This window comes from Streptococcus sp. Marseille-Q8145 (assembly GCF_965112035.1).
The window spans coordinates 149,319-172,202 of the sequence record NZ_CBCOPQ010000002.1 but is presented as its reverse complement, the minus strand read 5'-3'; the positions used below and the strand labels follow the sequence as shown (position 1 = coordinate 172,202).

Here is a 22,884-nt window from a genome sequence, read left to right as displayed (position 1 = left end):
GATAAAAATGATATTAAACTTCATTTTATGGTTTATATGTGAATTAATAGAAATTTTTGCAATTGTAAAAATATATAAAAAAGTAGAAAGTAAAGTAAAATCTAGATTTTACTTTATTTGTCTTTGTATTTTTACGGTTATTATTGCTCCTTTAGCATCTCTGATTAATTTATTACTCTATTACATCATCTTAATGGTGCAACCTTTCCTTTTTTATGCTTATTTTTATAAGAAAGAAAAGTTGCCTAATTATCTTTCTTTATTTTTATCTTTTTTCCTTTATTTAGCAACTCAGGCTTCGTCTACCTTTTTTTCAGTTATTATTTCATCTATTACAGGGGATCAATTTGTAAAAAGTAATTGGGCTATCTTTTATATCACGATAAACAGTATCTCTGTTTTGTTTATGCTAAAATCCATTGATTATTTTGAATTTCAACTGAGAGATTTTAAAGACTCTTCCTTTAAAAAAATAGTTCAAAAGATTAATATTTATTATTTTCTAACGATCCTCATATTGAATGTTTCGCATTGGTTAAGTGAAGACGATCATTTTAATAGTTTTAGTAGTATGCTAGCGACTATTTGTTTCTTGATCTTTATGACGACTCTTTTCTATTTGAAGGCGATTCGGGAAAAGTATGAAAAAGAAGAGGAGATTCGACAAAGAGAATTGGAACAGTTGCAGCTGCAGCAGTATACAGATGAAATTGTTTCTCTCTATAATGAAATTCGTGGTTTCCGTCATGATTATGCTGGCATGCTGACCAGCTTTCAGACGGCCATCAATACTCAAGATATCAAGGAAATTGAAAAAATATATCAAGAAGTTTTAGTTGATGCAAATTTAAAATTACGCTCGGACAAATATACCTATTTTGATTTGAACAATGTTGGTGACTCAGCTCTCCGAAGCGTTATGACGGAGACTTTATTCAAAGCGCGTGAGCACCAGATTGATTTGACATTCGAAGTCAAAGATCCTGTTGAGAAATTACCGATTAAGCTATTAGATGTGGTAAGAATGGCTAGTATATTGCTAAACAATGCTGTTGAAGGCGCAATCGAAAGCTATGAAAAAATGATTCATGTGACTTTAGTTCAACTCGATACGGAAATCATTTTTGTTGTAAAAAATTCCCGCAAGCAAAGGAAATTAGATTTAGAAGAAATTTATGAACCAGAGTTCTCAACGAAAGGTTATCGAAGAGGTCTAGGTTTAAATAATCTGAAAGAAATTTTAGAGAATTATGAATATATCATGCTAGATACAGAAATAAGTAAGTATGATTTCACCCAAGTATTAACAATTAAAAGAAGGAATAGTTTATGAGAATCTTAGCATTAGAAGATACCTTAGCCCATCAACTCCGCATGGAAAAAACTTTAGCAGAGATTGCTGAAGAAATGGGTCTCGATATCCAGGTCAAAATCACAGGAAAAATTCAGGAATTTAAGGACTACGTCGAAAATGAAGATGTCAATCAGATTTATTTTCTGGATATAGATATTAAAGGGGAAGAGACCAAAGGACTGGAGGTCGCTCGTTTTATTCGTCACCATAATCCATATGCTATTATTGTCTTTGTAACTTCAAAATCAGAGTTTGCGACCATGACTTTCAAATACAAGGTGTCAGCTCTTGATTTTATTGACAAGGATATTAACGATGATTCGTTTAAAAAACGTATCAAAGATTGTATCATTTATACGAAAAACACCTTAATTACAAACACCAACATGGTTGATTACTTTGAATACAGCTATCGAGGCAATGATGTGCGCGTGCCATTTAATGATATTTTGTATATCGAAACCTCAAGCTCCTCCCATAAGTTACGGATGGTCGGAAAAAACTTTATAAAAGAATTTTATGGAACGATTGCCAGTGTTCAAGAACAGGATGAGAAAACCCAACGATTCTTTGCTTCCCATAAATCTTTCTTAGTCAATATCGATAATATCTGCGATTATGATAAGAAAACAAAGGAAATTATATTTTATGAAGGCCGTCGTTGCCCTGTTTCTAGGCTAAGAACAAAACATTTAAAAGAAATTTTAAAAAATAAATAAAAAACTGTTGACAAAGATTCAAAACCTGATATAATAGAATATGTTCTGAAAAGAACATAGATGGTCCGTTGGTCAAGGGGTTAAGACACCGCCTTTTCACGGCGGTAACACGGGTTCGAATCCCGTACGGACTATACTATCCGCCATAGCTCAGTTGGTAGTAGCGCATGACTGTTAATCATGATGTCGTAGGTTCGAGTCCTACTGGCGGAGTAAAAGAGTTTCAGGTATGCGAATTACCAATAATGAAGAGAGGACAATTGTCCTCTTTTTTTGTATGATATCAGGCAGAAATTTGATAAGTTTGATATAATAATTTTAGAAAATATGTTCAAGAGGTTTCTTATGAAATCATTAAAATTTCAGTCTGTTTTTGACATTATCGGGCCTGTCATGATTGGCCCTTCCAGCAGTCATACTGCAGGGGCTGTGCGTATCGGTAAGATCGTATCCTCTATTTTTGATGATACACCGACCGAGGTTGAATTCCAGCTTTTTAATTCCTTTGCGAAGACTTATCGTGGGCATGGTACAGATTTGGCTCTGGTAGCAGGTATTTTAGGAATGGATACGGATGATCCTGAAATTCCTAACAGCCTTGAAATTGCCCATAAACGCGGTATCAAGATTGTCTGGACTATTCAGAAAGATAGCAATGCTCCTCATCCAAATACGACAAAAATCACGGTTAAAAACGCCCATAAAAGCATCAGTGTAACGGGTGTGTCTATCGGTGGTGGAAATATTCAGGTGACCGAGTTAAATGGCTTCTCAGTCTCTCTCAGCATGAATACGCCAACCATTATCATCGTCCACCAAGATGTTCCAGGTATGATTGCCCATGTAACGGAGGCTCTATCACGCTACAATATCAATATTGCTCAAATGACGGTGACTAGAGAAAAAGCGGGTGAGAAAGCGATTATGATCATTGAGGTGGATAGTCGTAGTTGCGAAGAGGCTATCGAAGAGATTCGGAAAATCCCCCATCTCCATAATGTCAATTTCTTTAAATAGGAGAAGAGATGTTTTATTCAATAAAAGAATTGGTTGAGCAGGCTGATTTAGATTTTAATGGCAATGTTGCTGAATTAATGATTGCGACCGAATATGAATTGACAGGTCGGGAAAGAGACGAAGTTTTACGTCTGATGAGTCGAAATCTTGAGGTGATGAAAGCTTCGGTTTTACTTGGGCTTGACGAGAGTAAGTCTCGCAGCGGATTGACCGGTGGAGACGCAGCCAAATTGCACCACTATATCCAGTCGGGGAAGGCTTTGTCAGATTATACTGTGCTGACTGCTGCAAAAAATGCCATTGCTGTCAATGAACACAACGCTAAAATGGGGCTGGTTTGTGCTACACCAACAGCCGGTAGCGCTGGTTGCTTACCAGCCGTACTTACATCAGCGATTGAAAAACTAGATTTGACAGAGGAACAGCAATTAGACTTTTTGCTGGCTGCTGGTGCTTTTGGCTTGGTTATTGCCAATAACGCTTCTATTTCCGGTGCAGAAGGAGGCTGTCAAGCTGAGGTGGGCTCCGCTTCTGCTATGAGCGCAGCTGCCCTGGTTTTGGCTGCTGGTGGCTCTGCTTTTCAGGCGAGTCAAGCTATCTGTTTTGTCATCAAAAATATGCTGGGCTTGATCTGTGACCCAGTAGCTGGTTTGGTAGAAGTTCCTTGTGTCAAGCGAAATGCCATGGGAGCTAGCTATGCTTTTATCGCAGCGGATATGGCTCTGGCTGGAATCGAGTCTAAAATCCCTGTTGACGAAGTCATTGATGCCATGTACCAAGTAGGCTCTAGCCTACCTACTGCCTTCAGGGAAACGGCTGAAGGAGGGCTAGCTACAACTCCTACCGGCCGCAGACTTTCAAAAGAAATTTTTGGAGAATAAATAGTATCTTTGAGTAAGAAAAAATGACTAAAGATTTTTAGTCATTTTTTTATTATTTTAGTAAGCCCAAGCAGATAGTCCTTGTGCACTGTAAGCACGGTAAGCTGCTTGAATTTGATCTTCAACAGTTGCAGTAGATCCCCAACCTGGCATTGTTTGGAAAAGACCACTTGCTCCTGATGGGTTGTAAGCATCGACTTGTCCGTTAGATTCGCGAGCAATAATATTTTCCCATGTAGATGCAGGCACTCCTGTCATTTCAGCCATACGAGCAGCTGCGTAAGAACCTACAGCACCTGGAGTATTACCATTTGCGAGTACGACGTCTGATGAATAGGCAGAGTAGTCTGAAGTTGCAGTAACTGCAGGAGTTTCTGTCGTTACTGGAGTTTCCGTAGCTACTGGGGCAGCTGGAGTTACTGGAGCTGGGACTGCTGGTGTCGCTGGTGAGACAGCAGGTGCTGATGTTGTTTGTTTTGCAACATCTTTCAAATCACCCAATTCCAAAACTTGTCCAGTCATGATAAAATCTGGATTTGAAATTTTGTTTAATTCTACCAAACGTTCAACAGTTGTTTTTTTACTTTCAGCGATTTCTGATAAGGTATCTCCAGCTTTTACTGTATAAGATTCAGCACTAGCAACAATAGTTGATGCAAATAGTGTTGCTGTAGCAATTGTTCCTGCTAGAGTCAATTTTTTCACTTTCATACTCATTTTAAAAGTTTTCTCCTTTAGTTATAATACTATCATACACATTAAATGTTACTAAAAGATTACATTTTAAGTGCGAATATTACAAAAATATTGAGATTTACACATAAAAATATTATTTTAAAAGGTTTTTAGTGTATTTCATTAGATCTCTAACAAAAATATTGCTATCAAACTTATACTATTCTTTATTTTTTTAAGATAAAAAGCAAGATACCAATCAGGAAAATAGAGAGAAGAGCCAGATTGTCAATCATTTTCCAAGAAAGTTGTCGATAGCGGCTTCTTCCTTCGCCTCCACTATAGCCACGCGCTTCCATTGCGATAGCTAAGGCATCTGCCCGTTTGAAACTAGAAGCAAATAAGGGAATTAAGATTGGAATGATTGATTTAACCTTTTGAACAATCGTTCCTTCGCCAAAATCAACTCCTCGAGCCCTCTGAGCGTTCATAATTCTCGTAGTGTCATCCATTAAAGTCGGTACGAAACGTAGGCTCATGGAGAGCATGAGGCCAATTTCATGCGTAGGAACTTTAAAGACTTTGAGTGGCTTCAGTAGAGCTTCCACTGCATCTGAAAGGCTGAGTGGTGTTGTGGTTAAGGTCAGAAGGGTTGAAAAGAAGATAATCAAAACAAAACGGCTAAAGATAATCCCCGCTTGAGAAAGACCAAATTCCGTAATTTTAATGAAACCAGACTGGAAAAGTACCTTGTCTCCCCCCGTCAGAAAGAGCTGGAAGAGGGTGGTAAAGGCAATAATGAATACCATTGATTGAATTCCCTTTAGGAAGAATGTCAAAGGAACTTTTGAGAGAAGAATCAGAGTAAAAACGAAAACAAATAGCAGCAAATTAGTGATGAGATTGTTGGCCCAGAAAATTAATAAGATAAAGAAGAACATGGCCACTAATTTACTGCGCGGATCCAATCGATGGATGACTGAATTTCCTGGGATATACCGTCCTAAAATCAACTTATCCATGCATCATCTCCTTAAATTCCTCAATTGTAATTGGATAATGAGAAAATTTCATTCCTTTTTCAGCTAATTCCTGGGCAAATTTTGTGATTTTAGGAACCCCTAGCTGAATCTTTTCCATAAAATCGACATCTTGAAAAACCTGAGCAGGCTGACCACTTTTGACGACGCGCCCCTTTTCCAACACATAGACTGTATCAGCAAAATTAGCAACATCATCCATTAAATGGGTTACAAGGACAATGGTCATTCCAGCTTGATGCAGTTTCTTAAAGAGTCCCATCAATTCCTTGCGTCCTGCTGGATCAAGTCCGGCCGTTGGCTCATCCAACACCAAGATATCAGGCTCCATTGCTAGGATTCCGGCAATGGCAACCCTTCTCATCTGCCCGCCAGAAAGTTCAAAAGGACTGCGGCTAAACAATTCTTCAGAAATGCCGACAAGGCTTAATTTTTCACGCGCTAAATCCTCGGCTTCTTCTTTAGAGACACCAAAATTTTGCGGACCAAAGGCCACGTCTTTCAAAACAGTCTCATCAAAAACTTGACTTTCAGCAAACTGAAAGACCAAACCAACCTGTTTACGAACTTGTTTGATGTCCTTGTTTACGGAATTTGAAGTAATGGTAACATTGTTGACTTGCACGCTGCCCTCACTTGGAGTCAGCAAGCCATTCAAGAGCTGTAAAATGGTTGATTTTCCGCTGCCAGTGTGTCCAATCAAAGCCGTATAGCTGCCATCTTTGATTTCCAAATCAACTTCAAAAAGCGCTGGACCCTCAAATGGAGTTCCAGCCTGATAGGTATAACAGACTTTATTTAGAGTAATTCCCATAATTGTTCCTGCAATTCTTTTTCAGTTAAATAGGTTTCTGGCAGAGTTAGCCCAGTTTGAATCATGGCAGCTTTGACCTGGTTGACAAAGGGTTGATCCAAGCCCAAGTCTTCCAAATCAGGTCTGGAAAAGAGTTCTCTTGGTGTAGCGGTTGACTCAACCTGACCATTTTTCATAACGAGGACACGGTCACTCAGCGAAATTTCGTCCAAATCGTGGGTAATGGAGATGACTGTTAGATGATTCTTATCTTTAATTTCCTTGACAGTCCGAATCAGTTCCAGTCGGCCTTCTGGGTCTAACATACTGGTTGCTTCATCCAAGATGATAATATCTGGCTGGAGTGCGACTACGCCAGCAATAGCAACTCTTTGCTTCTGTCCGCCAGAAAGTCGAGCAGGTTCTCTCTCTTTAAAATTCTGCATGCCGACTAGTCCCAGAGCTTCATGGACGCGTTTCACCATCATCGGATAATCCATGCCTTGATTTTCCAGACCAAATGCAACATCATCCTCAACAGTGGCCCCAACAAACTGATTATCAGGGTTCTGAAAGACCATGCCGATTTGGCGACGTTTTTCCCAAACATTATCAGCCGTCAATTTATCTCCAGAAATGATGATATCGCCACTCTCGGCTTCTAAAAGACCGTCAATCAAACGAACCGTAGTCGATTTTCCGCTGCCATTGTGGCCGACAATAGATAACCATTCTCCTTGTTTCACGTGAAACGAGACATCTTTTAAAATATAATCTTCAGACTTATGGTCATAGCGATAACTAAGATTTTTTACTTCAATGATATTTTCCATATTATTTAAATGTATCTTTAAAGAGATAGGCACTGCCCTTGAAATAATCATAGCCAGAATAAATAGTGAAAATCAGGGCTATGTAAAGGAGAATCTGACCGAGTAACGTCCAATGGAGCAGAAGAAAGAGGATGGCAAACATCTGCGTGAAAGTCTTGATCTTGCCTGGCATAGCGGCCGCTAGAACTGTTCCGCCAGTTTCTACTAGGAGAAGTCTCAAACCAGTGACGGCCAGCTCTCGGCAAATGATGATAGCTACTACCCAAGCAGGAGCTATTTTCATTTCAATCAGCATGATAAAAGCGGACATAACCAGCAGTTTATCGGCCATAGGATCGGCAAATTTCCCAAAATTGGTCACGACCTGCCACTTGCGCGCCAGATAGCCATCCAGGTAGTCTGTGATGCTGGCAAGGGCGAAAATGATTCCAGCTAGGATATGCATGGCTGGCGAATGCCCAAAAGTCAAAATCAAAATAAAGATTGGAATTAAGGCAATTCTGGCAAGGGTTAAAGCGTTGGGGATATTTTCTTTTTTCATCATTCTTCCTTTATGATTCAATTGTAAGGGTGATTATAGCACTGTCACTGGTCAAGGTAGATAGGTCTATTTTCTGACTGCCCACAGTGACAGTGACACCTTTCACAACTCCTAAGGTAATTGTATAAGTCGTATTGGGAGAGAGTGTCACTGTTTGGCTTGATTGGGTTGGAGTAAGGGTTATACCTGCTGCCAAGTCCGTATTTGTTACACTAATCCAGCTTGAGGTATTGCTTGCTGAGATTGTTAACTGAGTAGTTTGCGATTCACTACGATATTTTGCAGTTAAATAGTTTCCTTCTCCAGTGACTTCCAGCTTTTCTTTTGTTGAGCTAGAGTCTGTAGTGGAGGTCTCAGGTGGAGTTGAACGTTCTTCGAGACTTGAGCTAGAGATGAGGCTGTAACTATCGGAGCTGGTAAACTGCGGAGTAGTTGTACGTGCATATTGCCAAACGTAATAGGTGACAAAAATAATGATAGACAGGGCAACTACTAGGAAATAAAAGAGCGGAAGTGAAAAGGAACGATTTTTATATTTTCTGCTTCGAAATTCTTCGTTTTCAGCTAATTCAATTTCGTCATAAACGACAGTATTATCTGTGTCGTAGGCCTCCAATAGAATTTGCTCGTCTAAATCCAGAGCCCAAGCGTATTTTCGTAGCAGGCTACGGACGTAAAAGGCATTCGGAAATTTTTCGTATTGATTGTTTTCAAGAGCCTTTAGGTAGTCAGTTTTTATATCTGTTTTTTTGGCTACATCTGCTAAAGTAAGTTTCTGGTTTACTCGAGCAAGTCTGAGTACTTCTCCTATCGTTTTTTTTCTCATAAAGATAGTCCTTTTCTCTTAGACATTATTCTAACAAAATTTTGAAATAAACTTGGAACTATTTTGGGAAAATAGTAAAATCTGTCATATCACACTGGTCAATGAAGCGACGTCCGACTTTTAAGACGTCATTTAAAGTGATATCCTGTAAAATCTTAGGTAAATCAAAAAGATTCTCCCCTTTTAAATGCGGTTCATACTGGGTTGCCATGTATTCAAGAGAATTTAGCCCATGCAGCAGATCTCCAAACATTTCACTTTTAATCGTATCTAGGTGTGTTTCTGTGACATCTGGATCCTGAGCAAATTTCCGGATAGCTGAGCGAAATTGATGAGAAATTCCTACGGGTTCCTGCGTGTCCATAGTTAGGATGACAAAGTGGAAATCCTTTTCCACCTCTACTTCAAGAGTGAGCGAATTGTCAATTTTTCCGTTTTCATACAGAGTCTGGAAACGCTTGGAAGTCCAACCAAACATCATAGCAAAAAGCAATTTCAGGGCAATTTTATAGCGATAAAGCTCCGTATCCTGTATCGTATCTTTCCCACGAATACCGATTGCCAACTTAGGACTGGCAACTTCCATCCGACTAGTAGCAGTTGGAATTACTGGCTGTAAGATGAGAGGCTCTTTTTCAATCGTTTCAGTTAATAATTTAGGAGATAAGGTCTCTTGTGTTTGGACAATATCTTCAAAAGTGGACTCCAAATCAAAATTACCAATGACAAATAAAGTCATATTGGACGGACGGTAGAAAAGCTCAAAGTTCTCTGTCAGATCTTCCACAGTAATATCCATGATTGACTCTGTCGTTCCGGCAATATCTTCTGCTAGTGGGGTTTGAGGATAGAGATTGCTCAAAGCACCAAAGAAGAGCCGATAATCTGGATCGTCTTGGTACATTTCGATTTCTTGCTGGATAATTCCTTGCTCACGCTGAACAGATGCTTCTGAAAAATTGGCTTGGGAAACGAGTTCCTGCAACAGTTTTAGATTTTCTACTACACAGTTTGTCGTAGAAAACAGATAGCTGGTCCGTGTAAAGCTTGTAAAGGCATTACTTTCTGCGCCAAATTTAGTAAATTCCAGCAGCAAATCCTCACCGTTTTTACGTTCGAATAGTTTATGCTCTAAAAAATGTGCAATCCCTGCTGGATAATGAGAGACTTGCTTTGTTTCACGTGAAACAACCTTAGTATCAACAGAGCCAAAATGTGTTGAGATGATGCCGTAGGTTTCATTAAAATCATTTTTAGGGAGTAGGTAAACCTGCAATCCATTTGCCAGCAACGCCCGATAGATGCTTTCTCCCACGGCTATATAATTGATTTTTTCTAAACCTGGATTCTGCATTATTTCCCTTCCATAAAGTAAATCGCCTGTAATTTCAACTGCTGGGCTGCCTCTATAAGATCAGCTTTGCTGACATTTTCTAATGCTTTCAGCCAAGCCTCTAGTGACAGAAATTTTTTCCCTAGAACAGAGGACATGTAAGCACGCTCAATCAAGGTGTTTTGTCGATCCTGAGCCAGAAGTATTGAATTTTTCAGCATATTCTTGGTTTGTTCAAGTTCTTCATCTGTGAAATGCCCCCGTTTCAAATCTAGAATTTGGCGGTTGATTAAAGCGATGGTCTTTGTCCGATTTGCTCGGTCAATTCCAGCATAGATTCGCATCAAACCAGAAAAAATATCAAAACTACTAGAAATAGTGTAGGCTAGGCTCTCTTTTTCCCGAACATTGACAAAGAGTTTGGAGTGGGCGAATCCTCCTAATAACCCATTCAAAACAATCAGTGGCAGATGGCCACTATCCCCATATTGACTAGAAAAATGGTAGGCCAGTTCAACAATGGACTGATGTACATCTCGCTGCTCCAGCTTTTCTCTAGTTATATTTGAATAGTTTTGCTGGTAGCTAAGCTGTAAAGGCTGCTCTCGCTCAGAAAACTGGAATTCTTGGATTTTCTCACGGACAGCAATCTCATTGAAGTCACCGATGAAGAAAAAATCAATTTGATCCTGATTTAGCATTTGCTGAAAAGCAGCGAAACTAGTTTCAGCCGTTTCTTTTTCTACTAGCTCGATTGTTGCCACGCGTGGAATCCGCATTTCTGGTAAAACGTAAAATAAATTATTTAACTCTCTGTGAGCATGGTAGAAATGATTCTCAATTTCAGCTTCCAAGTCTGTTAAAACATTTCTCTTTTCAATCTCAAAAGTTTTGGTATCAAAAGCCTGTCCATTTGACAGGGGAAAAAAGAGACTAGCCTTCAAAAAATCTAGTATTTCATCTGCCAACATATTTTTTCGGCTCAAGAATTGATCCCGCACGAAAGAAAGATTGATATCTAGATAATGCACTAATCCCCGTCGTGAAAGGCTTGTCGAATAATTAGCCCCATATAAATTTGCTAATTTTTCTCGAAAGGCTTGTGATGTTGGGTAAAGAGCATTTGAAGTTTCCAGCATACTGGCCGTAAGAACCCGCCCAGCTATTGTTTTTTCAGACATAGGAGCTGAAAATCGCACTTTAATTTTATTGGTTTTAAATTTTTCTGACTGAATGAAGTGAAGATGTACTCCTTTTATGATTTCCATTGCTCTCCTCATACCGAATAATATAGACTTCTATTATAACACGAAATGCTGTTTAATGCTTTGTAAGGAACGGCATTTTTAGAGATTAAAGCGTTTTCTATTTTTCTAGTAAAACTTGTCCTTGAATGAGACTACCACGGAACAGTTTCCGCTTAAATTATGATATAATGACAAGGATTGAGGTGAAATATGGAATGCAAATTATTTGACGAATTTATTACTCTACAGGCTCTCTTAAAAGAAGTCGGTATTATTCAAAGTGGCGGAGCAATCAAATCCTTTTTAGCAGATAATCAGGTCTTTTTTAACGGTGAACTGGAAAATAGACGAGGAAAAAAACTTAGAATTGGGGATGTAGTCTCTCTCCCAGATCAGCAACTAGAGATCATCCTCCTTGCCCCAAGTCAGGAGGAGATCCTTGAACATCAAGAGGAGCAAGCAGAGAAAAAAAGAGTGGCAGACTTGGTTAAAGCCATGAATAAGGACTTGAAAAAATCTCAACCAGCAAAAAAAGAACAGAAGAAAAGAAAGCCCGAGCAGAGAAGCAAAAAAGCACCTGTTCGCTTTCCAGGAACTTAAGCCATGTGGTTAAAAACGCTGAAAATTAAACATTTTCGTAATTACCAAGCTGCAGAGGTTGATTTTGATCCTGGCCTTAATATCTTTCTGGGGCAAAATGCACAGGGGAAAACCAATATTCTAGAAGCCATCTATTTTTTAGCCCTTACTCGCAGTCACCGAACCCGAACCGATAAGGATTTGATTCATTTCCAAGAAAAAAATCTTCAAATTTCGGGAATTATTGAAAAAACAGCGGGTAAAATCCCACTTGACATCGAGTTGACACCAAAGGGGAGAATCACCAAAATAAATCATTTAAAACAAGGGAAACTATCAGATTATATAGGGGTTGTCAATGTTGTCTTATTTGCTCCAGAAGATTTACAGCTCATTAAAGGCGCCCCTGCTTTACGCAGAAAATTTATTGATATTGAGCTTGGGCAAATCAAGCCCATCTATCTTGCTGACTTATCTAGCTATAATCATGTGCTCAAGCAAAGAAATGCCTATCTTAAGGCTAATGATAAGGTAGATGAAACCTTTCTCTCTGTTTTAGATGAACAACTGATTGATTTTGGTTGTCGTGTCATGCAACATCGTCTAGACTTTATTGAAAAGCTAGAAGGTTTTGCTCAGGAAAGCCATAGCGATATTTCTCAAGGGAAAGAGAATTTGACAATCAATTATTTGTCGTCTGTTCCGTTTTCACGTCTCGAAGATTTGGAAGCTTCTTTTCGGTCAGCCTTATCAGAAAGTTGTAGACGAGACCTTTTCAAAAAAAATACTGGTGTTGGACCTCACCGAGACGATATCAACTTTTTTATCAATGATATGGATGCCGGATTTGGTAGCCAAGGCCAGCACCGCAGTGTGGTTCTATCTCTCAAGTTAGCTGAAATCAAACTAATCGAAAGCCTTACAAAAGATACTCCAATATTATTGCTTGACGATGTGATGAGCGAACTTGACAATATGCGTCAACTTAAATTGCTAGAAACTATCTCTCAAAATATCCAGACTTTCATCACGACAACCAGCTTAGATCACTTACATAATCTACCAGATGATATTAATATTTTTCAGATAAGTCAGGGTGTAATAAAGAAAGAATAGAATATTAACTTTACAGATTAGTCAATTGATTGTAAATATATTTTACAACGTTGTAAATTAGAAAAACAACCTTGTCAAGGAGTTGACAAGGTTGTTTTTCTTTATAATTCTATTGGACAGAGTAGTTTGGAGCTTCATTTGTGATTTGTACATCGTGAGGGTGACTTTCTTTCAAACCAGCACCACTCATCTCAATAAACTGAGCATTTTCATGAAGTTCTTGCAGATTAGCTGCACCGACATATCCCATACCAGAACGTATACCGCCCAACATTTGGAAGACGATATCTGCAGCGGCTCCTTTATAAGCTACACGCCCTTCGATTCCTTCTGGAACCAGCTTATTCGCTTCATTGACAGAACCTTGGAAATAGCGGTCGCTGGACCCCTTCTTCATAGCTGCGATAGAGCCCATTCCACGGTAAGTTTTAAATTTACGTCCTTGGAAGATTTCAGTCTCACCTGGCGCTTCGTCTGTTCCAGCAAACATGGAACCAAGCATGACTGCATTTCCACCTGCAGCAAGCGCTTTGACGATATCACCTGAGTACTTGATGCCTCCATCAGCAATGATGGTTTTTCCATACTCACGCGCAACTGCAGCTGCATCGTAGATAGCTGTTACTTGTGGGACACCAACACCAGCAATGACACGAGTTGTACAGATAGAACCTGGTCCGATTCCAACTTTTACTACGTCAACACCAGCATCAAAAAGGGCACGCGCACCTTCTGCAGTTGCAATATTTCCGGCAATCAAAGTGCGATCTGGGAAGTGAGCACGAATTTCAGCAATTTTACGTAGAACGCCAGCTGAATGACCATGGGCTGTATCAATAACAATGGCATCTGCTCCTGCTTCAAAGAGGGCCTCTGCACGTTCAAATGTATCTGAAGTGACACCTACCGCACCAGCAACTAGCAGACGACCAAATTCATCTTTGGCTGCATTTGGGAACTCAATCACTTTTTCAATATCTTTAATGGTGATAAGACCAGAAAGTCGACCGTTTTCATCTACTAAAGGTAGTTTTTCAATCCGGTGTTCTTGCAGAATTCTTTCAGCAGTTGCCAGATCAGTTCCGACTGGAGCTGTAACAAGATTTTCACTGGTCATGTGGTTGGAAATTGGCTGATTATAATCTGAAATAAAGCGTAAATCACGGTTAGTCAAGATACCGACTAATTTACGATTTTCCATCGTTTCAACCACTGGAACCCCACTAATGCGGTAGCGCCCCATCAATTCATCTGCTTCAGCAATCGTATGATTAGGAGTCAGGAAGAATGGATCGATAATGACACCATTTTCAGAACGTTTTACCTTACGAACTTCATCAGCCTGCTGTGCAATAGACATATTTTTGTGGATGACACCTAGACCGCCGGCACGGGCAATGGCGATCGCCATTTGACTTTCGGTAACTGTATCCATAGCTGCAGTAATAATTGGGATATTTAATTTCAAATTCTCAGCAAGTTTTGTACTTAAATCAGCATCGTTTGGCAACACATGACTTTCAGCTGGAATGAGCAATACATCATCAAAGGTAAAACCTTTTTTCAAAAATTTAGTGTCCCAGTTAGACATCCACAGTTTCCTCTTTTCTTATATATTGAGCAGGGCTCGTCTTTTTATTGTTAATATCATACCATTCTATAGGTATTTGTCAATGATTATTATGCAAAAATTAAAAACCATCTCTTTTGAAGGTAAAAGACGATGGTTTTTGATACAATCTACTATTATTGTTCGTTATTTAAAGTAATTAATTCCCATTGCATTTTTGACTTCTGACAGGGTTTGTCCAGCAACTTGTCGAGCACGTTCACTGCCTTCTTTCAGCATGTCATAGACTTGGCCCATGTCTTTTGCAAACTCGAGGCGACGCTCTCTGATTGGTCCTAATTCCCGCTCTAAAATCTCTAAGAGATAGCGTTTAGTTTTGACATCCCCCAGACCACCGCGTTGGTAGTGTTCTTTCATAGCCGCAATTTCAGCAGCATCTTCTGGCTGACCAAAAACATCCAGATAATGGAAAACCATATTACCTTCGATTTTTCCTGGATCTTCAACTTTGATGTGGTCGGGATCGGTGTACATACTCATAACCTTTTTCTTGAGTGTATCCATGTCATCCGCTAGATAAATCCCATTGTTCAATGATTTGGACATTTTAGCATTGCCATCAAGCCCTGGCAGACGACCAGCCGCTTCATTTTCTGGATAGATGCCTTCTGGCTCCACCAAAACCTCACAGTCATAGGCATGATTGAAGGAACGAACAATTTCACGTGTCTGCTCAATCATAGGCTTTTGGTCATTTCCGACAGGTACATAATTGGCCTTAAAGGCTGTAATGTCAGCTGCTTGAGAGATAGGATAAACCAAAAAGCCAGTTGGGATACTTTCTCCAAAACCTTTCTGAGCAATTTCTGTCTTGACAGTCGGATTGCGCTCTAAACGAGCTAAAGACACCAAATTCATATAGTACATTGACAGTTCTGCCAACTCTGGAATTTGACTCTGGATGAAAATAGTTGCTTTTTTGGGATCCAGTCCAGCTGCTAGATAATCTAAAGCCACATTACCAATGGATTCTACAATCGTTTGTGGATCTTTCGCATGGTCTGTCAGAGCTTGTTGGTCCGCCAGAAAAACAAACATCTCATACTTGTCTTGATTTTGTAAAAGGACACGGTTACGTAAGCTTCCTACATAATGACCAATATGTAATTTTCCAGTCGGACGGTCTCCGGTTAAAATAATGGGTTTTGTCATTGCTTGCTCCTCAATTAGTGTTGTTCTCATTATATCATTTTCAAAGAGAATGCGGAAGAATCTAGAAGAAAAAAGAAGAATCATAGTTTAAAAGAAATACCTTGACAATATATTTACAGCATGTTTACAAAGTTGACGGCATTTTCATCTCTTTAAATAGTTTTTTATTCCATAATAATTTGAAAAAAGAAGAATTTTCTAGTAAAATGGAGGAGACTACATATGATAGGAGAAAATCATTGCTTACAGTATCTGATGTGTCACTGCGTTTCAGTGATCGAAAATTATTTGATGAAGTAAATATTAAATTTACAGAAGGAAACACCTATGGTCTGATTGGGGCAAATGGTGCAGGTAAGTCTACCTTCTTGAAGATTCTAGCTGGGGATATTGAGCCAACGACAGGCCATATTTCTTTAGGACCAGATGAGCGGCTCTCTGTTTTGCGTCAAAATCATTTTGACTATGAGGATGAGCGGGTCATTGATGTCGTTATCATGGGGAACGAGCACCTTTACAGCATCATGAAAGAGAAAGATGCTATTTATATGAAGCCTGATTTCTCTGACGAGGATGGAGTTCGAGCAGCTGAGCTGGAAGGTGAATTTGCTGAACTTGGTGGCTGGGAAGCTGAAAGTGAAGCATCTCAATTGCTACAAAACCTCAATATTCCAGAAGACTTGCATTATCAAAATATGAGTGAATTGTCGAATGGCGACAAGGTTAAGGTCCTTCTTGCCAAGGCTCTTTTTGGCAAGCCAGATGTCTTACTTCTGGACGAGCCGACCAATGGTTTGGACATCCAGTCTATCACTTGGTTGGAAGATTTCTTGATTGATTTTGAGAATACAGTTATTGTCGTATCCCACGACCGTCACTTCTTAAATAAAGTTTGTACGCATATGGCTGATCTTGATTTTGGTAAGATCAAACTGTATGTCGGAAACTATGATTTCTGGAAAGAATCAAGTGAATTGGCAGCTAAGTTACTCGCTGACCGAAATGCTAAGGCGGAAGAAAAAATCAAGCAATTGCAAGAGTTTGTTGCCCGCTTCTCTGCCAATGCTTCTAAGTCTAAACAGGCAACCTCTCGTAAAAAGATGCTGGATAAGATTGAATTGGAAGAAATTGTTCCGTCAAGTCGAAAATATCCATTTATCAGCTTTAAAGCGGAACGGGAAATCGGGAATGATCTCTTGACAGTAGAAAATCTTTCTGTCAAGATTGATGGCGAAACCATTCTTGACAATATCAGCTTTATCCTGCGTCCTGGCGATAAGACAGCTTTGATTGGACAAAATGATATTCAGACAACTGCCTTGATTCGTGCCTTGATGGGAGATATTGACTATGAGGGGACCATCAAGTGGGGTGTTACAACCAGTCGTTCTTATTTGCCAAAAGATAATTCTCGTGACTTTGCAGGCGGTGAATCTATTCTGGACTGGCTCCGTCAATTTGCTAGCAAGGAAGAGGATGATAATACCTTCCTTCGCGGTTTCTTGGGTCGGATGCTTTTCTCTGGCGATGAGGTTAACAAGCCTGTCAATGTCTTGTCAGGTGGAGAAAAAGTTCGCGTTATGTTGTCTAAACTGATGCTTCTTAAGTCAAATGTTTTGGTTTTGGACGACCCAACCAATCACTTGGATTTGGAATCTATTTCTAGCCTTAATGATGGTTTGAAGAACTTTAAGGAGTCGATCATTTTTGCCAGCCATGACCATGAGTTTATTCAAACCTTGGCCAACCATATCATCGTTCTCTCAAAAAATGGTGTGATTGACCGCATTGACGAAACTTATGATGAATTTTTGGAAAATCAAGAAGTTCAGGCAAAAGTCAAAGAACTTTGGAAAGATTAATAAGTTGTCAACGTAGTTTGACAGAGGTTTACAGAGGCATGAAACAACGTTTCGGCCTCTTTCTCTATAAGGAACATGGAAAAAATCAGATATTTTTTTAAGAAAAATTGGCTTTATTTTGCGTCCTTCATCTTACCTTTTCTCATTATGTGTTTCGTTTATCTGAGTCAAGGTATTTACTGGGGTAGCAATACTTCGCCGTTACTTGGAGATGGCTTTCATCAGTATGTCGTATTTGATACGACATTGAGAAATATCCTTCATGGAACGGATAGTCTTTTTTACACGTTTTCAAGTGGATTAGGACAAAATTTTTATGCTCTATCTAGCTATTATCTAGGAAGTTTCCTTTCCCCCTTCGTCTACTTTTTCGATTTAAAATCAATGCCGGATGCGGTTTACTTGTTTACTCTTATTAAGTTTGGTTTAATTGGATTGACAACTTGTATTAGTATTAAAGGGATCTTTAAAAAAATTCCAGAAACACTAATCTTGACTCTGTCAACTTCCTTTGCCTTGATGAGTTTTTCAGTTAGTCAACTAGAAATAAAAACTTGGTTAGATGTATTTATAGTAGTTCCTCTTATCATCTTTGGTTTACACAAGTTGATGAATGGACAAGGGAGAGTTTTATACTTTACAAGCTTGTCAATTCTCTTTATCCAAAATTATTATTTTGGTTATATGATGGCCTTGTTTTTAGTCCTTTGGTATCTCGTTCAGCTTTCTTGGGACTTTAAGGCCAGGATTCGGTCTTTTCCTGATTTTACTATCGTGTCAATATTAGCAGGCCTTACTAGTTTAATTATGATTTTGCCGACTTATCTAGATCTGAGTTCACATGGTGAGACCTTGACAAAGGTTGAAGGCTTGTTTACTGAGAAAAGTTGGTATCTAGATATTTTTGCTAAAAATTTTGTAGGAAGTTTTGATACGACTAAGTATGGATCCATTCCTATGATTTATGTTGGTCTATTTCCTCTTATTTTAAGTATCTTATTTTTCACGATAAAAAGTATTAAGCTTCGCGTGAAACTGGGCTACATTTTGTTGATTGGCATTTTTATAGTGAGTTTTCGACTACAGTATTTGGATTTGCTTTGGCAAGGAATGCATGCGCCAAATATGTTTTTACATCGCTATTCTTGGCTCTTCTCACTTCTTATTATTTTGATGTCTGCAGAAACGCTCAATCGTTTGGAGGAGGTAAAATGGCGACAAGTATTCCTTAGCTTTCTACTCATTTCTTTTGGTTTTCTAGCCACTTTGCATTATAGAAAACACTATGATTTTCTTGGTCCCGAAAATTACATTTTTACTTTAGAGTTTTTCTTTGCCTATCTCTTAATCAGTTTTGCTTTTATTCGTTATCACGTTAGGCAAAGGATGTTTACACTATCTTTACTGTTTTTTGTGGTTTTTGAGCTTACTTTAAACGCTTATTATCAGGTTGATGGAATTGCAAAAGAATGGGTCTTTGCAAGTCGTTCATCCTATTCGAAAAAGATGAACGAGATTGACAGTCTTGTCAAGTATAGTAAGAAAGAAAACAAAGATTTCTTTCGAACAGAGAGGCTTGATCCTCAGACTGGGAATGATAGTATGAAATTTAATTATAATGGAATTTCTCAATTCTCATCAGTCAGAAATACGCAAGCAAGCTCGACTTTAGATAAATTAGGTTTTAAATCAGCAGGAACTAATCTTAATCTCCGCTATCAAAATAATAGCATTTTGATGGATAGTCTTTTTGCTGTAAAGTATAACTTGTCTGAGACAGATCCGCAGAAATTTGGTTTTTATGCTGAGAAGACTGAGCGGTCAATGACATTGTATGAAAATAATTATGCTTTGGGTTTGGCTTTCTTAACCAATGATGTTTACAAAGATGTCAAATTCACTAATTTAACGCTTGACAATCAGACAGCCTTTTTAAATCAACTATCGGGTTTGAAGCATAAATATTATGAGCGAATTTCTATAGCTGGCAATGAGGAAGAAACTGAAGGGAAAGTAACTGCAAGTATCGAAAATGACGCTCAATTAAGCTATGCTAGCGTCACTTACACAATTGAGGTGCCTGCAGGTAGTCAAGTCTATGTCAACCTTGCAGATCTTGATTTTTCAAACGATAATCAAACCGATGTCAATATCACTGTAAATGGAATCACGAATCGTTACCCAACCCATAATGTTTTTCCATTTTTGAATATTGGTTACTTTAAGGAAGCACAGACGGTTTCTATTCAATTTTCTTTTCCAGAGAATCGAACTGTCTCTTTTAACCAACCAGAGTTCTTCTCTGTGGATGTAAACAAATATCAGCAACTCATAAGTAAATTGAAAGAACAAGAAGTTTCTGTGACGACAAAATCCAATACGGTAACGGTTGATTATCACGCGGATAGAGATAGTTCTCTCTTTTTCACTATTCCTTATGATAAGGGTTGGACAGCTAGTGTAGATGGCAAGAAAGTACCGTTAAAACGTGCGCAGAATGGTTTTATGAAACTTGATGTGAACAGAGGAGCAGGTAGAGTTACTTTATCATTTGTTCCAAGGGGATTAAAGGAAGGAACTGCAGCTTTCATTTTAGGAATAGTTTTATTTTTCTTCTATGATAGGGTTCGATTTAAATGGAGAAAAAAACATAGAGATAGTTCAGCATAGCCTTTACATCATCAAAAAAGCTTTAGAATATATGTCTGTTTTTACAAGTTCTTCAATAGTCTGTAATATAATTCATCAAAGTAATAAAGTTCTGTAATACTTTTGCTTTAGGATAGATATATCACAGAAAAGGAGAATTCTAAACATGAATTTGTATTTTAAAAATAGAATGATGAAAGCAGGCTTGCTCAGTTTGATGGCAGGAGCTACTGCTTTGCTTCCGATTGTAGCCAATGCAGAAAGTTATACTGTCAAGTCAGGTGACACCTTGTCCGCGATTGCTGCTTCTCATCAGACGACTGTTGACAAGATTGCGCAAAAAAACAAGATTAGCAATATCAATCTGATTAGTGTTGGCCAGGTTTTAGAACTGGACGATGATGTATCTGAGCAAATGACTGTTGAAAAATCAGATAAGGCTGAGCAATCTACTGTAAACCCAAGTTCTGGCTTGAGTGCTGAGGATGCAGAGGCTAAGGAGTGGATTGCTCAAAAAGAATCCAGCGGCAGTTATACAGCGCAAAATGGGCAATACTATGGTCGCTATCAGTTGACCATCACCTATCTAAATGGAGATTTATCACCAGAAAATCAAGAGAAGACAGCGGATGCTTATGTAGCAGGTCGCTATGGCTCATGGTCGGCTGCTAAAAATTTCTGGTTAGCAAATGGCTGGTATTAAAACTTTAGGAAAAATTATATTTACAGGGATTGGAGTTTATATTCTATTCCCTTTTTTATAATTATTAGTACATTTTTGCTTGGAATATGATATTTTTTATCAAGATGTTTACAATACTGTAAATTTACTTGACAACTTATAAAGCTCTTCAGATTGGCCAAAGGTTATTCGTTGTTCTCCGTGCTAAATCATGCTATAATAGACCTTGCTCAAGCGACCTTCAATCGTTGAAAGCACAGCACGACCTTTAATCGTGAAATAACGAAAAGATGGGAGAACACAATGAGTGATAACTCTAAGATTCGTGTCGTCGTTGGTATGAGCGGAGGTGTCGATTCATCAGTAACTGCTTTACTCTTAAAAGAGCAGGGTTATGATGTGATTGGCATCTTCATGAAAAACTGGGACGACACAGATGAATTTGGTGTCTGCACAGCCACAGAAGACTACAAGGATGTAGCAGCTGTTGCAGACCAGATTGGCATTCCTTACTACTCTGTCAACTTTGAGAAAGAGTACTGGGAACGTGTTTTTGAATACTTCTTGGCGGAATACCGAGCTGGTAGGACTCCAAATCCAGATGTCATGTGTAACAAGGAAATCAAGTTTAAAGCCTTCCTTGACTATGCCTTGACACTGGGCGCTGATTACGTTGCAACGGGTCACTATGCTCAGGTGAAGAGAGACCAAGATGGCTTGGTTCACATGCTGCGTGGCAAGGACAACAATAAGGATCAGACTTACTTCCTAAGCCAACTATCACAGGAACAACTTCAGAAGACTATGTTTCCTCTGGGTCATTTAGAAAAGCCAGAAGTTAGAGCGATTGCTGAAAGAGCTGGCTTGGCCACTGCTAAGAAAAAAGACTCAACTGGCATTTGCTTCATTGGTGAGAAGAATTTTAAAGAATTTCTGAGTCAATATTTACCAGCCCAGCCTGGTCGCATGATGACAATGGATGGCCGAGATATGGGTCAGCACGCAGGACTCATGTATTATACCATTGGCCAGCGGGGTGGTCTTGGAATTGGTGGTCAGCATGGGGGAGATAATGAACCTTGGTTTGTGGTCGGAAAAGACCTTAGCCAAAATATTCTTTATGTTGGTCAAGGATTCTATCATGACCATTTAATGTCAACCAGCCTTGACGCTAGTCAGGTTCATTTCACGAAAGAAATGCCGGAAGAATTTACTATGGAATGTACAGCTAAGTTCCGTTACCGGCAGCCTGATTCTAAAGTGACAGTTACTGTAAAGGGTGACAAGGCTGTTGTCAACTTCGATCAACCACAAAGGGCGGTTACTCCAGGCCAAGCAGTCGTTTTCTATGATGGAGAAGAGTGTTTAGGTGGAGGATTGATTGACAGAGCTTATAAGAATGGTCAAGTCTTGCAGTACATTTAAGTAACTACAAGAGGAACGAGAATGTTTCAATTTTTTAAGAAAAAGACTGATGAGAAGGACAGACTTGAAACTCTTTCTGACTACAAGAAGCAGTATTTGCATGAGAAAACGACAGAATCTATAGAGGCATTATTTAAGGTATTAAAGCAATCTAAAGTTTGGGTTCCCTTCAATGCTTATCTAATGGATGAAAGTGAAGGTCAAGAAGGTGTTCGCCTAAAACCCGATATTCTGCAGAAGGGAGATGATTATTTCTATCCCTGTTTCTCAAACGAGCAAGAGATTCCAAAAGAATACTATGATCGCTTTTCTTGGTTGCAACTGCCTGTCACAGATTGTTTGTTTGCAGTTGAAGGCAGAGGGAGATTTCCATTAAGAGGGATTGTTCTAGACGCATTCTCTGAATCTGTCGAGATTGATAAAGAAGCTTTTGAAGCGATTCGCCAATCTTAGTTGCTTTAGATTGACAATTCAACATAATTTGCTAAAATAAGATAAGCAATACCTATGATGGTCAAAGCTCATGGATG

General features: G+C 38.9%; 21 protein-coding genes and 2 tRNA genes. 13 read left to right on the top strand and 10 right to left on the bottom strand.

The window, feature by feature from the left end; genetic code table 11:
• The first annotated feature begins 7 nt into the window (after nucleotides 1-7).
• The 6 genes from ACWPVL_RS04140 (at nucleotide 8) to sdaAA (ending at nucleotide 3,971) form a co-directional block, all read left to right on the top strand.
• Nucleotides 8-1,333: a sensor histidine kinase gene (locus ACWPVL_RS04140; RefSeq protein WP_454387122.1), complete on the top strand. Its 1,326-nt coding sequence runs from the start codon at nucleotides 8-10 to the stop codon at nucleotides 1,331-1,333.
• The gene (gene comE, locus ACWPVL_RS04135) at nucleotides 1,330-2,073 is read left to right on the top strand and encodes a competence system response regulator transcription factor ComE (RefSeq protein ID WP_061909940.1); all 744 of its coding nucleotides are present in this window, start codon (nucleotides 1,330-1,332) and stop codon (nucleotides 2,071-2,073) included. Before ACWPVL_RS04140 ends, comE begins: the two co-directional genes overlap by 4 nt.
• Nucleotides 2,074-2,135: 62 nt before the next feature.
• Nucleotides 2,136-2,207, top strand: a tRNA-Glu gene (locus tag ACWPVL_RS04130).
• Between the two features lie 5 nt (nucleotides 2,208-2,212).
• Nucleotides 2,213-2,286 (top strand) — tRNA-Asn (locus ACWPVL_RS04125).
• A 132-nt stretch (nucleotides 2,287-2,418) separates the two neighbouring features.
• Nucleotides 2,419-3,090 (top strand): L-serine ammonia-lyase, iron-sulfur-dependent subunit beta, encoded by a 672-nt coding sequence (sdaAB, locus tag ACWPVL_RS04120; RefSeq protein WP_045499905.1) that lies wholly within the window; start codon nucleotides 2,419-2,421, stop codon nucleotides 3,088-3,090.
• 8 nt (nucleotides 3,091-3,098) lie between these two features.
• On the top strand, nucleotides 3,099-3,971 hold the full coding sequence (sdaAA, locus tag ACWPVL_RS04115; RefSeq protein ID WP_045499908.1) for an L-serine ammonia-lyase, iron-sulfur-dependent, subunit alpha: 873 nt from the start codon (nucleotides 3,099-3,101) through the stop codon (nucleotides 3,969-3,971).
• 57 nt (nucleotides 3,972-4,028) lie between these two features.
• Here the strand turns inward: sdaAA and ACWPVL_RS04110 are convergent, their stop codons facing one another.
• From ACWPVL_RS04110 to yfmF, 8 genes are all read right to left on the bottom strand, one after another.
• A complete protein-coding gene (locus ACWPVL_RS04110) occupies nucleotides 4,029-4,688 on the bottom strand; it encodes a LysM peptidoglycan-binding domain-containing protein (protein WP_454387118.1) in 660 nt (219 codons plus the stop codon).
• 185 nt (nucleotides 4,689-4,873) lie between these two features.
• Nucleotides 4,874-5,668 carry an energy-coupling factor transporter transmembrane component T family protein gene (locus ACWPVL_RS04105; RefSeq protein ID WP_454387116.1) on the bottom strand — a complete coding sequence of 265 codons (795 nt, stop codon included), beginning with the start codon at nucleotides 5,666-5,668 and terminating at the stop codon, nucleotides 4,874-4,876.
• Entirely contained in the window at nucleotides 5,661-6,500 is an 840-nt protein-coding gene (locus tag ACWPVL_RS04100) for an energy-coupling factor transporter ATPase (protein WP_454387114.1), read from the bottom strand. Before ACWPVL_RS04100 ends, ACWPVL_RS04105 begins: the two co-directional genes overlap by 8 nt.
• Nucleotides 6,485-7,312: an energy-coupling factor ABC transporter ATP-binding protein gene (locus ACWPVL_RS04095; RefSeq protein ID WP_454387112.1), complete on the bottom strand. Its 828-nt coding sequence runs from the start codon at nucleotides 7,310-7,312 to the stop codon at nucleotides 6,485-6,487. The genes ACWPVL_RS04100 and ACWPVL_RS04095 overlap by 16 nt, the downstream gene beginning before the upstream one ends.
• Nucleotide 7,313: 1 nt before the next feature.
• A complete protein-coding gene (gene pgsA, locus ACWPVL_RS04090) occupies nucleotides 7,314-7,853 on the bottom strand; it encodes a CDP-diacylglycerol--glycerol-3-phosphate 3-phosphatidyltransferase (protein ID WP_454387673.1) in 540 nt (179 codons plus the stop codon).
• A gap of 10 nt (nucleotides 7,854-7,863) precedes the next feature.
• Nucleotides 7,864-8,679, bottom strand: a complete 816-nt coding sequence (rodZ, locus tag ACWPVL_RS04085; protein ID WP_454387110.1) for a cytoskeleton protein RodZ — start codon at nucleotides 8,677-8,679, stop codon at nucleotides 7,864-7,866.
• A gap of 58 nt (nucleotides 8,680-8,737) precedes the next feature.
• Nucleotides 8,738-10,033 carry an EF-P 5-aminopentanol modification-associated protein YfmH gene (gene yfmH, locus ACWPVL_RS04080; protein WP_454387108.1) on the bottom strand — a complete coding sequence of 432 codons (1,296 nt, stop codon included), beginning with the start codon at nucleotides 10,031-10,033 and terminating at the stop codon, nucleotides 8,738-8,740.
• Nucleotides 10,033-11,280: an EF-P 5-aminopentanol modification-associated protein YfmF gene (gene yfmF, locus ACWPVL_RS04075; RefSeq protein WP_454387106.1), complete on the bottom strand. Its 1,248-nt coding sequence runs from the start codon at nucleotides 11,278-11,280 to the stop codon at nucleotides 10,033-10,035. The genes yfmH and yfmF overlap by 1 nt, the downstream gene beginning before the upstream one ends.
• A 189-nt stretch (nucleotides 11,281-11,469) precedes the next feature.
• Here yfmF and yaaA point away from each other — a divergent pair, with 189 nt between their 5' ends.
• Together yaaA and recF are read left to right on the top strand one after the other, a co-directional pair.
• Nucleotides 11,470-11,859, top strand: coding sequence for a S4 domain-containing protein YaaA (yaaA, locus tag ACWPVL_RS04070; RefSeq protein WP_454387104.1), 390 nt, complete (start codon nucleotides 11,470-11,472; stop codon nucleotides 11,857-11,859).
• A 3-nt stretch (nucleotides 11,860-11,862) separates the two neighbouring features.
• Nucleotides 11,863-12,954 (top strand): DNA replication/repair protein RecF, encoded by a 1,092-nt coding sequence (gene recF / locus ACWPVL_RS04065; protein WP_454387102.1) that lies wholly within the window; start codon nucleotides 11,863-11,865, stop codon nucleotides 12,952-12,954.
• Nucleotides 12,955-13,063: 109 nt separating this feature from the next.
• Here the strand turns inward: recF and guaB are convergent, their stop codons facing one another.
• Both guaB and trpS read right to left on the bottom strand, forming a co-directional pair.
• Nucleotides 13,064-14,545, bottom strand: coding sequence for an IMP dehydrogenase (gene guaB, locus ACWPVL_RS04060; protein ID WP_005591397.1), 1,482 nt, complete (start codon nucleotides 14,543-14,545; stop codon nucleotides 13,064-13,066).
• A 165-nt stretch (nucleotides 14,546-14,710) separates the two neighbouring features.
• Nucleotides 14,711-15,736: a tryptophan--tRNA ligase gene (trpS, locus tag ACWPVL_RS04055; RefSeq protein ID WP_454387099.1), complete on the bottom strand. Its 1,026-nt coding sequence runs from the start codon at nucleotides 15,734-15,736 to the stop codon at nucleotides 14,711-14,713.
• A 239-nt stretch (nucleotides 15,737-15,975) separates the two neighbouring features.
• Between trpS and ACWPVL_RS04050 the strand changes: the two genes are divergently transcribed.
• The 5 genes from ACWPVL_RS04050 to ACWPVL_RS04030 all read left to right on the top strand — a co-directional run bounded on the left by ACWPVL_RS04050 (nucleotide 15,976) and on the right by ACWPVL_RS04030 (nucleotide 22,807).
• The gene (locus tag ACWPVL_RS04050) at nucleotides 15,976-17,598 is read left to right on the top strand and encodes an ATP-binding cassette domain-containing protein (protein ID WP_045499935.1); all 1,623 of its coding nucleotides are present in this window, start codon (nucleotides 15,976-15,978) and stop codon (nucleotides 17,596-17,598) included.
• A gap of 75 nt (nucleotides 17,599-17,673) precedes the next feature.
• Complete coding sequence (locus tag ACWPVL_RS04045) at nucleotides 17,674-20,268, top strand: YfhO family protein (protein WP_454387097.1); 2,595 nt, start codon at nucleotides 17,674-17,676, stop codon at nucleotides 20,266-20,268.
• 145 nt (nucleotides 20,269-20,413) lie between these two features.
• On the top strand, nucleotides 20,414-20,950 hold the full coding sequence (apf, locus tag ACWPVL_RS04040; protein WP_125390006.1) for an aggregation-promoting factor: 537 nt from the start codon (nucleotides 20,414-20,416) through the stop codon (nucleotides 20,948-20,950).
• Between the two features lie 282 nt (nucleotides 20,951-21,232).
• Entirely contained in the window at nucleotides 21,233-22,354 is a 1,122-nt protein-coding gene (mnmA, locus tag ACWPVL_RS04035) for a tRNA 2-thiouridine(34) synthase MnmA (protein WP_454387094.1), read from the top strand.
• Between the two features lie 21 nt (nucleotides 22,355-22,375).
• Entirely contained in the window at nucleotides 22,376-22,807 is a 432-nt protein-coding gene (locus ACWPVL_RS04030) for an SseB family protein (protein ID WP_454387092.1), read from the top strand.
• Nucleotides 22,808-22,884 lie beyond the last annotated feature (77 nt).